The organism is Brevibacillus parabrevis (assembly GCF_003710905.1).
In the GTDB taxonomy this organism is placed as follows: Bacteria; Bacillota; Bacilli; order Brevibacillales; family Brevibacillaceae; genus Brevibacillus; species Brevibacillus parabrevis.
The window spans coordinates 103,817-118,496 of record NZ_RHHV01000012.1; the positions used below are offsets into that span (position 1 = coordinate 103,817).

At 52.8% G+C, this 14,680-nt stretch carries 15 protein-coding genes and 1 riboswitch; of the genes, 9 read left to right on the top strand and 6 right to left on the bottom strand.

The window, feature by feature from the left end; all coding sequences use genetic code 11:
- Positions 1-13: 13 nt before the first annotated feature.
- Together pdxK and EDM60_RS28700 are read right to left on the bottom strand one after the other, a co-directional pair.
- A complete protein-coding gene (pdxK, locus tag EDM60_RS16355) occupies positions 14-826 on the bottom strand; it encodes a pyridoxine/pyridoxal/pyridoxamine kinase (protein ID WP_122964933.1) in 813 nt (270 codons plus the stop codon).
- Between the two features lie 171 nt (positions 827-997).
- Positions 998-1,168: a hypothetical protein gene (locus tag EDM60_RS28700; RefSeq protein ID WP_167470319.1), complete on the bottom strand. Its 171-nt coding sequence runs from the start codon at positions 1,166-1,168 to the stop codon at positions 998-1,000.
- Between the two features lie 206 nt (positions 1,169-1,374).
- Here EDM60_RS28700 and EDM60_RS16360 point away from each other — a divergent pair, with 206 nt between their 5' ends.
- From EDM60_RS16360 to EDM60_RS16370, 3 genes are read left to right on the top strand one after another with little or no spacing between them, the layout of a single operon-like run.
- Positions 1,375-2,076: an ABC transporter ATP-binding protein gene (locus tag EDM60_RS16360; protein ID WP_122964934.1), complete on the top strand. Its 702-nt coding sequence runs from the start codon at positions 1,375-1,377 to the stop codon at positions 2,074-2,076.
- Positions 2,077-2,100: 24 nt separating this feature from the next.
- Entirely contained in the window at positions 2,101-3,549 is a 1,449-nt protein-coding gene (locus EDM60_RS16365; RefSeq protein ID WP_122964935.1) for an ABC transporter permease, read from the top strand.
- Between the two features lie 18 nt (positions 3,550-3,567).
- A complete protein-coding gene (locus EDM60_RS16370) occupies positions 3,568-5,088 on the top strand; it encodes an HlyD family secretion protein (protein WP_122964936.1) in 1,521 nt (506 codons plus the stop codon).
- An 85-nt stretch (positions 5,089-5,173) separates the two neighbouring features.
- Here the strand turns inward: EDM60_RS16370 and EDM60_RS16375 are convergent, their stop codons facing one another.
- Both EDM60_RS16375 and EDM60_RS16380 read right to left on the bottom strand, forming a co-directional pair.
- Positions 5,174-5,848: a hypothetical protein gene (locus EDM60_RS16375; protein WP_122964937.1), complete on the bottom strand. Its 675-nt coding sequence runs from the start codon at positions 5,846-5,848 to the stop codon at positions 5,174-5,176.
- A complete protein-coding gene (locus EDM60_RS16380) occupies positions 5,845-6,645 on the bottom strand; it encodes a class I SAM-dependent methyltransferase (protein WP_122964938.1) in 801 nt (266 codons plus the stop codon). Before EDM60_RS16380 ends, EDM60_RS16375 begins: the two co-directional genes overlap by 4 nt.
- Before the next feature lie 196 nt (positions 6,646-6,841).
- Here EDM60_RS16380 and EDM60_RS16385 point away from each other — a divergent pair, with 196 nt between their 5' ends.
- From EDM60_RS16385 to EDM60_RS16395, 3 genes are all read left to right on the top strand, one after another.
- Positions 6,842-8,887, top strand: coding sequence for a hypothetical protein (locus tag EDM60_RS16385; RefSeq protein ID WP_122964939.1), 2,046 nt, complete (start codon positions 6,842-6,844; stop codon positions 8,885-8,887).
- A gap of 71 nt (positions 8,888-8,958) precedes the next feature.
- Positions 8,959-9,156, top strand: a complete 198-nt coding sequence (locus EDM60_RS16390; protein WP_122964940.1) for a hypothetical protein — start codon at positions 8,959-8,961, stop codon at positions 9,154-9,156.
- Between the two features lie 39 nt (positions 9,157-9,195).
- Entirely contained in the window at positions 9,196-10,023 is an 828-nt protein-coding gene (locus EDM60_RS16395) for an EcsC family protein (RefSeq protein WP_122964941.1), read from the top strand.
- On the opposite strand, the gene EDM60_RS16400 is transcribed toward EDM60_RS16395, so the two are convergent.
- Both EDM60_RS16400 and EDM60_RS16405 read right to left on the bottom strand, forming a co-directional pair.
- Positions 10,020-10,565, bottom strand: coding sequence for a GNAT family N-acetyltransferase (locus EDM60_RS16400; protein WP_122964942.1), 546 nt, complete (start codon positions 10,563-10,565; stop codon positions 10,020-10,022). The two genes, EDM60_RS16395 and EDM60_RS16400, sit on opposite strands and share 4 nt — an antisense overlap.
- A 92-nt stretch (positions 10,566-10,657) precedes the next feature.
- Positions 10,658-11,101 (bottom strand): flavodoxin, encoded by a 444-nt coding sequence (locus EDM60_RS16405; RefSeq protein WP_063229726.1) that lies wholly within the window; start codon positions 11,099-11,101, stop codon positions 10,658-10,660.
- A gap of 155 nt (positions 11,102-11,256) precedes the next feature.
- Positions 11,257-11,446, top strand: a riboswitch (Lysine riboswitch).
- Between the two features lie 103 nt (positions 11,447-11,549).
- Between EDM60_RS16405 and dapD the strand changes: the two genes are divergently transcribed.
- From dapD to EDM60_RS16420, 3 genes are read left to right on the top strand one after another with little or no spacing between them, the layout of a single operon-like run.
- On the top strand, positions 11,550-12,260 hold the full coding sequence (dapD, locus tag EDM60_RS16410; protein ID WP_122964943.1) for a 2,3,4,5-tetrahydropyridine-2,6-dicarboxylate N-acetyltransferase: 711 nt from the start codon (positions 11,550-11,552) through the stop codon (positions 12,258-12,260).
- Between the two features lie 14 nt (positions 12,261-12,274).
- Positions 12,275-13,489: an aspartate aminotransferase family protein gene (locus tag EDM60_RS16415; RefSeq protein ID WP_122964944.1), complete on the top strand. Its 1,215-nt coding sequence runs from the start codon at positions 12,275-12,277 to the stop codon at positions 13,487-13,489.
- A 3-nt stretch (positions 13,490-13,492) separates the two neighbouring features.
- Complete coding sequence (locus EDM60_RS16420) at positions 13,493-14,626, top strand: N-acetyldiaminopimelate deacetylase (RefSeq protein WP_122964945.1); 1,134 nt, start codon at positions 13,493-13,495, stop codon at positions 14,624-14,626.
- The last annotated feature ends 54 nt before the right edge of the window (positions 14,627-14,680 follow it).

Genomic DNA, 14,680 nt, shown 5'->3' on the forward strand with positions numbered 1-14,680 from the left:
TTTGCGCAAAAGCTTAGGCTTGCTGTTTGCGGCGATACGCGCCATGGTCGGTTGGACCGACGTACTGATTGAGGGCAAAGGAGTGGCGAATCGCTTCTGTAATGAAATCTTTCGCGACAGCAACGGCTCCGCGCACGGAGTTGCCTTTTGCCAGCTCGGCACAAATCGCAGCCGAGAATGTGCAACCTGCTCCGTGGGTAAACGTAGTGTCAATGCGCTCGGACTCAAGCACTTCAACGGATTGACCGTCATAGAAAACGTCGACGGCATGGCCGCCTTCCAGCTTGGTGCCGCCTTTTACGACAACGTAAGCGGTGCCGAAGTCATGAATGCGTTTTGCCGCTTCTTTCATATCATCAACGCTTTTCAGCGCGCCCATCTCACTGAGGATGCCCGCCTCGAACAAGTTCGGGGTTGCCACAGTCGCACGCGGAAGCAGAACTTCACGCAAGCTGATGGCGATTTCCGGGTGGAGCGCTTCAGCGCCTTTACAGATCATCACCGGGTCAACGACAACGTTTTTCAATTGGTATTGTTCTATTTTGCGGCTAGCAAGCTCTACCAGTTCGGTTGTACCGAGCATGCCCGTTTTTGCTGCGTCTACGCCGATTCCGGCCAGTACCGTCTCGATCTGCTTTTCGAGGATGGCCACATCGATCGGAAACACTTCATGGTTCCAGTTGTTGTGCGGGTCTTGGGCCACGATGACAGTAAGCGCTGTCAATCCGAATACGCCAAGCTCCTGAAACGTTTTGAGGTCTGCTTGTTGTCCAGCTCCGCCGCTGGTATCGGAGCCTGCAATCGTGAGTGCTTTTTTCATGGTCATTTTGATTATCTCCCTTATGTGCAGCAGCGAAGTGAATGCAGATCTTTACTGTCATGCACTGTAATGTCTCCCTCTATATTAAGAGGAAAAAAACGGCGATGTCAATAATATCTCCACAAATAAAAAACCGCTTCCCCGAGATGAGGAGCGGTTGCAGATGTGTGTATGCAATTAATTGGAAGCAGCGTGGTGGAAGGAAAAGCTGATTGGCGTGGACAGAGTGCGGGAGCGCTTGGTGGCGAGCTGTTTGGCTTGCTTCGCTGCTTCAAACATGCTTGGTGCCTTGATGATTTCCACCCATCTGCGCGTTGCGGTTTCAAATAAAAAGCGGTAGATTGTCATCGGTCATCGACCCTCCGTGTTTTCTTCACTCTCTTATTGTAGTACGGATTTGGCAGCAGTTGGTTACGCGTTTGTTACATGATTTTGAAGATCTTGCATCTTTTTTGTAACAAAACAAGGGAAAAATTGTTTTTCAAAAAGCCGTTACGTTTTGAACGTTTTTGCGTCTTTAGTATGAGAAATGAACGAATGAGGTGCTGTAAAAGATGGCCAACACAAAAGGAGAGCTGACAGTAACCGGGGTCAATCACAGCTACGGAACAGGGAAACTCAGGGTGCCCGTACTGTTTGATATTAACCTGCACATCAATCGCGGCGAGTTTGTGGCTCTGTGCGGTTCGTCCGGTTCAGGGAAGTCCACACTGCTGAATCTGCTCGCGGGCCTGACCAAGCCGGAAGAAGGAAGCGTGACGGTAAGCGGAGAGGAGATCTCCAAGTTTAGCGAAAACCAGTTATGTCTGTTTCGGCGCAAAAACATGGGCTTCATTTTCCAGTCGTACAATTTGCTGCCCAACCTGACTGCGCTGGAAAACGTGGAGCTTCCGCTGATCTTCGCGGGCGAAAGCGTCAAGAAGCGTCGGGCGAAAGCGACGGAGATTTTGAATCGCGTCGGGCTGGATGGGCGGATTCATCACCGTCCAAACGAGCTGAGCGGTGGTCAGCAGCAGCGTGTCAGTATTGCGAGAGCGCTGGTCAACCAGCCGGATATCATTTTGGCTGACGAACCGACGGGGAACCTCGATTCGAAGACGGAGCAAGAAATCCTTCATCTTATGAGGGAAATGAACAAGGAAAATGGGACTACGTTCATCATCGTTACCCATGAGCAGGAAGTAGCAGAACAGTCCGACCGCGTGATTTACTTGCAAGACGGCCGGGTTGTACAAAAAAGGACGAGACCAGCGTAGGCGAGGGTATGAGGTGAACATATTGTGAAGGTAATAGATTCGTTTCGCATCGTCTGGAGAAATCTGTGGCGAATGAAGCTGCGGACGGCTCTGACGTCCGTCGGTGTAATGATCGGAACGGCGGCCATTGTCGCGATGATGGCGCTCAGTCTGGGCCTGAAGGAAAGCGCTGTGAAAAGCTTGGAAAACTTCGGGAACCTGACGGAAATGGACGTCGAGCCGATGTATTACAATCAGGAAAAGGACGAGCCGATCCCGGATGACCAGCGCAAGAGGCTGAACATGGAAGCCGTGCAAGAACTGAAAAAGATCCCGGGAATCGCCAGCGTCATGCCCGTCAAGCGGCTGAACGAGCAGGCGAAGCTCAAAGTAGGCAGGCGCGAGGGCTACGTGGAGCTGGTAGGGGTAGACGTGAATGAATCGGCTGCCTACCGGAAAAACGATGTGGAAAAAGGGAACTATTTGACAGGCTCTCCGCAGGAAGTTGTTGTGGCGTACGATGTTCCAAGAGAAATGCGCGATGTGGAAAAAGAAAAGCGCGAGGCGCGCAGACGAAATTCCGGAGGCGGCAGGCAGTCCGACATGCCGCCGGATATGATGGGCGGCGGTGGCGAGGGAGCAGCCTTCAACATCGTCGACAAAGCGGCCACACTCGTTTTGACGCGGGAATACCGCATCGACGACGAACCGAAGTTTGAGAAAAAGGAGCTGCGGGTGAGAGTCGTCGGACAGCTGCGCAAATCGGAAAACTTCCGATACTCCAGTGCTGTGTACGTGCCGCTCAGTGTCGTCAAAGAGCTGAACGATTGGGTCAACCGCAGCCGGGGCAACGAGAGCGATGAAGGCTCACCGCGCCGTACGCGCGAGCAAGCGAAGAAAGACACGTTCGAATTTGACCAGATGACCGTCAAGGTGGAATCGCGCGAGCAGGTAGAGAGCGTCGTCAAAGCCTTGAAAGAAAAAGGCTACGAAGTCTGGTCGCCAGCGCGCGAGCTGGAAACGATCAACAAATTTTTCTTCGTGATTCAGATGGTCTTGGGCGGTATCGCGGCGATCTCCTTGCTGGTAGCCACGATCGGGATCGTCAATACGATGATCATGTCGATTTTGGAGCGAACGAAAGAAATCGGCATCATGAAAGTGATTGGCGCAACGGTATTCAACATTCGCTGGCTGTTCCTGATGGAGTCGGGCTTTATCGGTCTGATCGGTGGATTGGCCGGACTTGGCATGGCCTGGGGCGCTGTAGAACTGGTGAATTATTTCGGAGCCTCGGGCGGCATCATGGACAGTTTGAACATGGGGTATGGCGGAGGCGGACCGGAAGGCGAACCGAGCAAATTGGCAGTCATTCCAGCCTGGTTGGCACTGTTTGCCATCGGCTTCTCCTTTGTTATCGGTTTGCTCGCAGGGATTTTCCCGGCTATTCGGGCTTCCCGTTTAAGCGCACTTCAAGCGATTCGATCAGAATAAGAAATGTGGGGAACGAAGATGAACAAGAAAAAATGGATCATACTGGCAGCAATCGTGGTCGTTCTGGGAGGGGGCGGCTACGGTGGCTACGCATACTACCAGTCGCAAAACACGGTGGCAGAAGAACCGCCGGCAGAAGAGCCTTCCTTCCCGACGGCTGTCGTAGATGTAGGGGAAGTGAAGAAAACGATTTTCTCTTCCGGGACCGTGGAAGCAAAAGCGCGTGAGGAAGTCCGGTCCGAGAGCAGCGGCAAGGTGCAGAAACTGCTCGTGAAAGAAGGACAAGCGGTGAAAAAAGGCGACGTGCTGTTTACCGTAGACAGCATGGACGCCCAGCTCGAATTGCAAAAGCTGGAGCTGGGGATCACCCGTTCGCAAAAAGAGTTGAGTGAGCTGAAAAACAAGAAAGACCGGATTGTCTCCAACAAAGCCGGGAAGGTGAAAGAGCTGCTCGTAAAAGAAGGAGAATCGGTTACTCCTGACACGGTTGTAGCGAAGCTGGTCAACACCGACAATTTGAAAATTGTCGGGAAGTTTACGGCGTTTGAAGCGGATCAGTTCCGCGTCGGCCAGCCTGTGAAGGTGTTTGTCACCGCCTCTCTCTATTATGTGGATGGAGTGGTGACGAAGGTCGACAAGATCGGGAAAAAGGAAAAAGGCGTGGGTGGCGTTCACGACGTCGAAGTGCTGGTCAAGAAGCCGGGTGCACTCTACGCAGGAGATATCGGGCAAGTTCAGTACACAGACCCTAAAGGGGTGCTGTACATGAGTCAGCAAGCCACTCCGTTTGAATTGTCGGATGAAATGGAGATTTTGGCCGGAACGCATGGCAAGATCGGAAAAGTGGAGATTGACAAGGAAGACGAAGTCAAAAGCGGACAGCTTTTGTTCAAAATGGATTTGACCGATTCCGAGCTGGAACTGAAAGACAAAGAGCTTTCCTTGAAAGAAGCGCTGCTGAACCTGGAGCAGAAAAAGCGGGAAATCGCCAAAAAGCAAGTGGAAGCGCCGATCAGCGGGGTCATCACGAAGCTGAATGTCAAAGAAGGCGAAACCCCTGGTTCTGAGCCAGTTGCCGTTATTATGGATACTTCCTCTGTTTACTTTGTAGCTGCGGTAGATGAGATGGATATTCCAGCGATCAAGCTCGGCCAAAGCGTAGATGTTTACTTGAATGCTTTTGGCAACAAGCCGTTCAAAGGGAAAGTCACCGAGCTTCCGAAAGAAGGGACAAAAGAGGACAAGTCTGTTCGCTTCGCCGTCAAGGTGGAGTTGAGCGAGGCTGCCGATATGAAGCACGGCATGACGGGTGACTGCGATATTTACGTCGGGCAAAAAGACAACGTGAAGCGATTGCCGCTGAATGCCGTTGAGGTCATGGAAGCAGGACATGCAACCGTTATGGTCAAAGACCCGTCGTCTGGAGAGCCGACACCGAAAGAAATTGAGATCGGACTGGAAGGCGCGGACTTTGTAGAGATTGTCAATGGCCTGAATGAAGGCGAAGAAGTATTGATGATGAATCCGGAAGGCATGTAAGGATTACAGCACGAGCATGCAACGAGAAAAGACAACAGCCTTGTGTACCCGTCTTGCAAACGGATCGCGTTGGCTGTTGTCTTTTTTAGCGATAGCGGGTCAATGAAAGTCTCTCGCAGACGTTTGAGGTCAAGCTTTTCAAAGGATGAGCCACCAGCTGGCCAGTCTCGCGGCTGAACTGCTCAACTGCCGGACCCATGGACAGCTGCGCCGCTGCCAAGGCTATGCCAGGACGGGCAAGTTGAAGGTGATGGAGCGCTTCCTTTATTTTGGCGTAGTATGCTTCTTGTCTGTTTGCCATCAGCAGGTCAAACGAATTTTCGATGATGTGAAGCTCGATTGCGGGATCGCTCCCGGTTGCTTGCGCGTAGCTCCGCAAGCGGTTCATGGTCGGCTCGACTGTGGCCGGGTTGCTGAACAAAAGCAGCTTCGCACCGGGATCAAGCGACAGTTCCTGAAGAAGCGGGCCGTCTATGGTGAAAATGGGGACCGCGAAGCTGGCCTCGTCTTCTGGGGTTAGGTAAGAAGCGTACTGGGTGCAGGTGATGATCACGGCGTCTGCCGAACATCGACTCATCCACTGCAAATGGTCGCGCAGTTTCGCGTGCGCCTGCTCGATCGCAAGGACAACAGCTCCTGTGCTTTGCAAAAGAATGCCCGGATCGACGAAATGAACAAGTTCGACGTCGAGCGCGGCGAAGGCATCGGCTAAAAGCGCAATATTCGAATGGTGCGCGTGCAAGCAGGCAATTCGCTTCATCGGCTGGCATCCGGCTGCAAAGAGGTTGGCGTGGCTTCCTTGCGGGCGATGAAGCGCAGTCGCTTGTAGTCCATGACCCAGCTGCCAGCGTGGAAAAGCGCCGGGCGCAGCAGCTCCGTCACCTCTTCGCGGATGTCCGTCCTCGCTTGCGCGGACAGTCCCGCGAAAAAAGGGCTGCAAAAGGAATCCAGCCAATGCTGTAATCCCTGATCGCCATCTGGCAGGGTGGTTGGTCTGTCGAAGTGGGAGGCCAGTGTGACGCGGAAGCCCTGCTTTTCCAAAAGGGCAGTGTACTCGCCGATGCTTGGAAAATACCAGGGAGAGCGCTCATCTGCCGAAATATTGTGCCGACTCAATGCGATCCGCAAAGCTTGGAGGATGTATTCGCAGTTGCCTTTTCCGCCAAGCTCGGCAACGAAGCGTCCGCCGGGAACGAGCAGCTGCCAGACAGACTGAATCACTTCCTGCGGCTTTTTCATCCAGTGCAGCGCCGCATTGGAAAAAACAGCGTCATACAGCTCGTTTGATTGATAGGAGTGGGCATCGGCTACGGAAAAGGCAATCTGTGGATATTTTTGTTTGGCTGTCTCGATCATGCTTGCGGAAAAGTCGATGCCTGTCACCTTGGCGCCAGCCTCTACCAGTTGCGCGCTCAAATCCCCGGTGCCGCAGCCTACATCGAGAATGTTTTCGCCGGGCACGGGGGAAAGCCACTCCAAAAGTCCTTTGCCATAAGCGGACACAAAACTCATCTTGTCATCGTAGAGCTTGGCATTCCATTGATTCGTGAGACTCATCTGTCTCCCTCCTTTTCTCTTGTTTTACCAGTTTTATAGGTATAAATCAAATCTATAAAAATGATCAAACGAATAGTTTTTACCTATGTGCATGGCGCGGAATTTTTTCAAACGGCACAGGAAACTAGGCTCATTTTGTCGAAGAAAGACGAGTGGAAACACTACAGCGAATGCAAAGAAAGGTAGAGAATATTCCGTGAAAAAATGGGTTGTAAAAGCACTTCTTGTGTGTCTGGCTACTGGCACCTTTTTGTCGGGAGTATCGGCTCCGCCAGCCATGGGAGCAGGGGCTGCAACATCTATGAAGAAAAACAGCCAAGTAGCAAAGCCCGTTTCGCAGCCTGTTCACAATATGATTATCTTTAACGACTATCAAGTGGCTGGCCAGGATTCAGGAGGGTGGAACTGGGTAAAAAATGACGAATTTATCCTTCCGCCAGATACTCCTCTCGATATCGACCTGCTGCAAACGACGTATGGTAGCGGCACGAACCTCAATAAAAGCGAGGTGATGCTTGACGGTGTTGCCATGCCGGAGTACCAGGCCGAACAGCAGTCTTCGCAAAGCACGTTCCGTTGGCAAGTTCCCCGCTTTTCCATTCCGGCTGCCAAATTGACGGCTGGCCTGCATACACTCACGTTTGTCGTATCAGATGCCAAAGGGCAGAAAAGCACCGTGCATGTGCGCTTTCAAGTAGAAGCGCAAAACTACCCGAGCGTTTTTGAAGGGGAGAAGGCTGAGGGCGAGGAAGTTCCAGCCGGCCGTCAGACAGTTATTTTCGGCATGATGGGCTCTACGAATTTTGCCAGCACGGTACCGGGAACGTGGAAAATGACCAACAAAGCAACAGGTGCCGAGCTTAAAGCGGTACCGGGAACCGTTTTTGCGACGGGAACGCTGGCAAATGGAGAATACGATCTCGTGTTCACTCCCGATGACATGAGCATGAGCATCTGGACGACAAATATTCGCGTCGGCATGGCGGAACTGTACATGGGAACGGACGCCAATGGTCAAAAGCTCTCGCAAGGCCAGCAAATCTCTGCCCCTGCGGCTCCGGGAGTGGTTCCGCTGTATTCTCCCGTTGCCGGACGCTGGTCGGCGAATGGGACAGGACAGACTTTGACCGACTCCCAGCATTTCGAGGTGGCGATTCCGGAAATGATGGCGGGAATGACGATGACGGTCACTTTTGAGCCGAATCAGACAACCAATCCTGACAACATCTGGGGCAGCTCAGCAACGGAAGTAAAAATTCAGGTTCCCGGTGCGCCCAACTCGTGTGATTCAGCGAGTGCAACTGCGACGATGGATGTGCTGATGCAGCAAAATGCGCAATCCTCGATGATGGTCGAGCGGGAAAATTTGTCCTCGTCCGATATTACCGTAAAGCTTTACCAAAGACCTGTACATGTGATCTGGCTGGCGACAGCGGCGGAGCATGTGGAGCATGGCAGTGAAGCGTCAGACGACGAAGGGCCGGGCTTCTGGGCCGTTGACAACGTGGTGGTGGATGAATCGAAGCTGAACTGGGATCATACAGCGCTCCTGCTGTCCAGCTACAAGCCAGGCCGACTCAAGGTGAACTATTACAGCAAGCGGGAGCCTCGCCAGTCGTGGTGCGGCTATATTCAAGTAATTGAAGATGTCCGGCCAATCCCGGCTGTCCCCGCCTGCGACAAGGATGAATCAGGCTTGGCTCCTACCCAATCGCCGCTGCTGTTGATCAACAATCGCGGCAAGGAATATCGCGACGGGCAGACCATTTCAGTCAATTCCTTGGCAGAGCTGGACAATGACAGAGAGCTGCGGCTAAAAGCTACGTACGCAAAACGCAGCGGAAACAAAAAGCTGCGGGATGGAACGGGACGCAACGGCACGGCTTACTACATGCCGAACCTCGTCTGGACGTACGGAGAGACGCCAGTTGGCTCCAATCAGACGACTGTTGGAGCGACGATTTCATCTGACAACACGGTTCAAGTGTTTTATGAAGGACAGGAAATCGCGCTTTTCGAGTCAGACCCGGATGATGAATACGAAGATGAGGGAATGTCATTCCTCGATTTGCGGCAAATTATCGAGGACAACGACGGAAAAGCAGGCGTCTACACAATCAAGGTGACCAACCATCTTACGTACAAGACTTGCTCGCTTGTGCTAAAAGACAAAAAATACGTGAAAGACTTGAACGTCCAGGAACGAAATGAAATCATGTCTCTGAAAGTAGAAGTGAAATAAGCAAACGTCCCCCTTGCAATTGGCAGGGGGGTTTTTGTTGGGAAAAGTGCTCAAAGGGGAGGGCAAGCGAGATGACCAGTGAACAGATCGCCATTCTGAAACAGTTCGGTTTTTGCATCGAAGGGGAGCAAGTGAAACATTTGAAGCTGGGAATCGTAACAGACAGTAAGGAATTTGCACGCTTTTCCACGCCTGAGCAGTTGCGGGAGCATATCAAACAGCTGCTTCGCAATCAGTGTTTATGGAAGCAAAAGCGCGGCGAGCAATAGAAACGGAAGAGCGGAAAGGTGTGGGAGGGATTGGGACAGATGGAGTCGAGAGCATATTTGCAGCAGGAGCTGGCAGCGGTAGAAGCATGGGAGAAAGATCAAAACGACTTGTGGTTTTGGGAAAAGCTGGGCAGGCTTCCTTTCGTCTGGCTGGATAAAATAACGCCGAATTTCGTCAGGGATAAGCTGGGAACGGCAGTAGACGAGATGGCGGCATTTCTTGAAACGGGAGGGACGTATCTCGTTTCGGATGCGGCGATTTACAGCAAGTTCGCTCAGCGGCTTGAGCAGGAGCAATCCGGTTCGAGGCAGCCGCGAGCAGAAGAGGTCGCAGGAGCGCCGCTTGTGCTCATGGATGAAGTGGCTCTTAATCTGAAAGAGTCGCGGGCGACTTTTGCCACGGTGCAAGGTGCGACGACGGGGATCGGCGGAATTTTTACATTGGCTATCGACATTCCGTTGCTTTTGGGCACTTCGTTGAAAGTGTTGCAAGAAATGGCCCTCTGCTACGGATATCGGCCAGAAGAAAAGCGAGAGCGCCTGTTCGTGGTCAAGTGTCTTCAATTTGCTTCCTCGGATATTGTCGGGAAAAAAGCGATTTTGGCTGAGCTTTCCCGGTTTGACGAGCCAGCTGCGCAGAAAGACGTCATCGCGCAATTGCAAGGCTGGCGGGAGGTCGTCGTGACGTACACCGAAAATTTCGGGTGGAAAAAGCTGTTTCAGCTGGTACCGATTGCGGGTATTTTGTTCGGAGCGTACTTGAATCGTTCAACCGTACAGGATGTCGCCGAAGCGGGGAGAATGCTTTACCGCAAGCGGCGAATCCTGGAGCGATTGCGGGCACAGGACACAGCGCAGCGTGATTAAGCCAGGTCTTCGGCTGTCAGCGCGAAAATCAGATGATCTTCCCACACGCCGTTGATCTGCAAGTAGCGCAAGGACAACCCTTCCTTGCGAAAACCGTTTTTCTCCAAAACGCGAATAGAGGCCGTATTGCGAGGCATGACAGCGGCTTGCACGCGGTGCAAACCGGCTTCTTGAAAGGCGAAAGCGAGAGCGAGCCTGACGGCGGCTGTCGTGTAGCCTTTTTGGTTGCAGCTTTGATCCATGAAGTAACCGATGGTTGCGTTTTGCCAGGCGCCGCGTACGACGTTTGACAGGGCAACACGGCCGATCATGTCGTCCGTTTCGCGCAGAAAGACGCCAAAAGCGTAGCCTGTGCCAGCGGCAAAGTCTTTTTCCGCCTGGGCGATTTGTTCCTGTTGGCCCGTGAGCGTCAAAAAGGAAGACGACCGAATCGGTTCAAAAGGTTGCAAAAAAGCATGATTACGCAGCCGAAGCTCAAGAAGCTCGGCTGCGTCGTCCATGCCCAGAGGTCGCAGATAGACCGTTTCTGTATGTAGCGTCATGATATCAATCCTCCCTGGAAAAAGTCGGATCGACATTGTACCATGACTTGATTTAAGTGGAAAGGCTTTTTCTTTTCAGCGGCCTTCTGGTCTTAGCCCAGCAATTCGGAGAAAGAAACGCCAAACGCCTTGCAGGTTTCCACTTCTTTCGCTGTAGGGGACAGCTCGATTTTCAAGCCTTCAAGTGGTGTTTCCGCACCGCGCTCGCTCGCCTTTTTCAAGAGAGTATCTACGGCAGCGCCAACGTGCTCGTAAGCGGAATCGCAGGAACCGAATGCGACTACTTTTTTGCCAGTCAGATCGATGTCGTCCATCTCTTCGTAGAAGTCCAGGCACTCGTCCGGAAGATCGCCGTCGCCCCAAGTGTAAGCGCCGAGCAGGATGCCATCGTAGTCCTCAAGTTCCTTGGCTGTTGCGTCCATCACTTCTTTTATCTCCAGCTCTTTTCCTGTGGATCGAATACCCTCAGCAATCGCTTCAGCAATCTCTTGTGTGTTTCCAGTCATGCTTGCGTAAACCATCAAAATGCGGCTCATAAGGTTGAAACCCTCCAAATAAGATAATGAAAATCATTCTCACAAAAATAAGATAATGAAAATGATTCTCGTTGTCAACGATTTTTTTTCTTTCTATAAAGCTGTTGCCACATGGGAATGATTTTGGTAGAGTTAAATGAAATTATAATATTGGAAGTCTAAATAGAGGTGCGCCGAAGAATAGTACATCTTTTCGTCATCTGCCGGGGGGCGGGAAAAGGAGGAAAGGCTAAAGCGCCGAAGCGGTTGTTGTTCCCCTCGAACAGCAGCGGCTGGGGTGGCTCATGAACAATGAACATCCTGTCACAAAAGACGATTGTCTTCTTGTGGAGCGCTATTTACGATTTGCTTGGGCAGTTTGGAAAGCAATGAGATAGCGAATGCACTCATTGCTTTTTTTAGTCAATTTAAACAAGGCAAGGTTTTGACCAAAAAGGAGGATTTACCTGTGAACATGATGGATGCAAATGAAATTATCGCGTTTATTCAAAAAAGCGAAAAGAAAACACCTGTGAAAGTATACGTGAAAGGCAATCTGGAGGGCATTGACTTCGGTGCCAGCGCAAAAACGTTCATCACTGGCTCTACTGGCGTCGTCTTTGGCGAGTGGAAAGAGATCGAGCCTGTTTTGGCTGCAAACGCCGACAAAATCGAGGACTACGTGGTAGAAAGCGACCGCCGCAATTCCGCGATTCCATTGCTCGATACAAAAGGCATCCAGGCTCGCATCGAGCCGGGCGCGATCATCCGTGACCAGGTTACCATCGGAAACAAAGCGGTGATCATGATGGGAGCTTCGATCAATATTGGCGCGGTAATTGGCGAAGGCACGATGATCGACATGAACGTGGTTGTAGGTGGACGCGGTACAATCGGGAAAAATTGCCACATCGGCGCTGGTTCTGTCATTGCAGGCGTTATTGAGCCGCCTTCCGCACAGCCGGTTGTTGTCGAAGACGATGTCGTGATCGGTGCCAATGCGGTTATCCTCGAAGGCGTTCGCGTAGGAAAAGGCGCGGTCGTAGCAGCAGGCGCGGTCGTGATTGAGGATGTGCCGCCATACGTGGTTGTTGCGGGCACACCTGCTCGTGTCATCAAACAAATCGACGACAAAACTCGCTCCAAGACGGAGATCAAGCAGGAGCTACGTCAGCTGTAGGGGAGAGAGCTCACATGGACTGGCGTACGCTCGACGAACAATACATCGTCTCTTCTTATAAACGTTTGCCTATCGCGATCGCCAAAGGGGAAGGAAACTACCTGTACGATACAGCGGGCAACAAGTATTTGGACCTGTTTACGGGCCTGGCAGTCAATGTGCTGGGCCACTCCCACCCGCGGATTGTTCAGGCGCTGCGCGATCAGGGAGAACGTTTCCTGCACATTTCCAACGTATTTTTGAACCAGCCGGCGATCTTGTTGGCCAAGCGGCTGGTCGAGCAGACGATCCCGGGAAAAGTGTTCTTCACCAATTCCGGCGCAGAGGCGACCGAGTCGGCGATCAAAATGATTCACAAATGGACGAAGACCGACGGAGCGGGACGCGAAGGGATCGTCGTCCTGCGCAACAGCTTTCACGGCAGGACGCTGGGCGCCGTTCGGCTGACCAGGCAAGCGCACGTCTATCAAGATTTTCCGCAGCCGGATTTTCCCGTGTACGAGCTTGATCCGGAGGACACAGCCGGATTGCGCGCCATCTGTCGCGAGGCAAAGCCAGCAGCCGTCCTGATGGAGCCTGTTCTTGGCTCTGGTGGTGTCGTGCCTTTGTCTGTAGACTTTTTGCGCGAGGTGGCGACCATTTGCCAAGAGGAAGGCATGCTGTTTGCCATGGATGAAATCCAGACAGGCATGGGACGGACGGGAAAACTGTTTGCCTACGAGCACGCAGGCGTGACGCCAGATTTGATCCTGTTTGCCAAAGGCGTAGGCGGCGGACTTCCGCTCGGTGGCGTCATTGCCGGGACGAAGCTGATGAACCAGTTCAAGCCGGGAGATCACGGCACGACTTTTGCGCCGTCTCCGCTTTCGGCTGCTTTGGGCAATGTCGTGCTGGACGAACTGCTCGATCCCGCATTTGCAGCGAGCGTAGACGAAGTGATTGCCTACCTGTGGGCTGGACTGGAAGCACTGCGTGAGCGCCTCCCGGAACAGCTTCAGGCGCTGCGCGGCAAAGGCATGATGGTGGGAATCCCGCTCAGTGCTGCTCCCGAAGAGGTCAGCCGCTTGCAGCAAGCCATGCTGGATCGGGGAGTTCTCGTGGATGTGACGCAAAAAACGATTGTTCGCTTGCTGCCGCCGCTCACTTTGACCAAGGAAGACGTAGACCGTTTCCTGGAAAGCTTTGCAGCGGAACTGGCTGAGCTTCAAGGGGCAAAAGGGGAGGCGTAAGCGATGACGACATCTTTGTTTACCCAAATTCGCCGCGATCTGCACCAAATTCCCGAGCCGGGCTTTCAAGAGGTAAAAACGCAAAAGTATTTGCTCGATTACCTGGAGAAGCTTCCGCAAGATCGGCTGGAGATCAAGACGTGGCGCACCGGGATTTTGGTCAAGGTTGCCGGAACCAATCCGAAGCGGACGATTGCCTGGCGGACTGACATGGACGGCTTGCCGATTGCAGAGGAGACGTCCTATCCGTTTCGCTCGTTGCATGAAGGGTATATGCATGCGTGCGGACACGACATGCACATGGCGATTGCTCTCGGGCTGCTGACGCATTTTGTGCAGCAGCCGATCGCAGATCACCTGCTGTTCCTGTTTCAGCCGGCGGAAGAAGGGCCAGGCGGCGCCCTGCCGATGATGGAGAGCGAAGAGTTTGCGCTCTGGCGGCCCGACTGCATTTTTGCCCTGCATATCGCTCCCGAGTACCCTGTGGGGCATATTGCTACAAAGCCGGGCATTTTGTTTGCGAACACGTCCGAATTGTACATCGATTTGGTCGGAAAAGGCGGACATGCGGCGTTCCCGCACAAAGCAAATGACATGGTAGTTGCCGGGAGCCATCTGGTGACGCAGCTACAGTCGATCATTTCGCGCAACATCGACCCGCTCGATTCGGCTGTCGTGACCATCGGCAAGCTGGAGGGCGGAACCAAGCAGAACATCATCGCCGAGAAGGCGCGGCTGGAAGGGACGATTCGCACGTTCTCGACAGAGTCCATGGCTCTGGTCAAAGCGAGGATTGAATCGCTAGTAAAAGGGATCGAGGCCGGTTTTGACTGTACAGCATCCATTGACTACGGCGTGGGCTACTGCCAGGTGTACAACGAAGAAAAGCTCACGACAGCGTTCATGGACTGGGTGCGCGAGCATGGGGAGGATGTGACGCTGATCGCCTGCAAGGAAGCGATGACCGGAGAAGACTTCGGCTACTTCCTGCAAGAGATTCCCGGCTTTTTGTTCTGGCTGGGCGTTCATACCCCCTACGGTTTGCATCATGCCAAAATCGAGCCGAGCGAGGAAGCGATCGAAGTCGCCATTCGTCTCGTCTCCCGGTATTTTACCTGGCTTTCGCAGCAAGACTAGCGTGCGACGGCAAAAGAAGAGCGGCTGTGCTGGCCGTTCTTTTTTTATCGGCCA